We start from the raw sequence: 355 nt of genomic DNA on the forward strand, positions 1-355 counted from the left end.
TCAGCCTCCTGGGAGCCGACGGCCTCATCAACCAGGCCGCCAAGGCACGCTACATGTTCGGGGGGCAGTTCTCCACGCCCCTCGTTCTGAGGACTAACGGCGGATCCGGCATCGGCAAGGCCGCCCAGCACTCCCAGTCACTGGACACGCTGTACGCCCACGTTCCAGGTCTGGAAGTCGTCGTGCCCTCCACGCCCAATGACGCCTACGGCCTGCTCCACACTGCCATAAAGAGCAACAACCCGACAATCTTCCTTGAACACAAGGGCCTCTACTACGACAAAGGGCCTGTTACGAAGGAACACATACCCCTGGGGCAGGCTCGCGTCGCCCGCCCTGGACAGCACGTAACCGT

General features: G+C 62.5%; 1 pseudogene. It reads left to right on the forward strand.

Annotated features, from left to right (window positions below):
• A pseudogene (locus SB724_RS19550) lies at nt 1–355 on the forward strand (alpha-ketoacid dehydrogenase subunit beta); the annotation flags it as partial.

It is taken from the genome of Bacillus sp. SIMBA_031 (genome assembly GCF_046535225.1).
Taxonomy (GTDB): Bacteria; Bacillota; Bacilli; order Bacillales; family Bacillaceae; genus Bacillus; species Bacillus velezensis.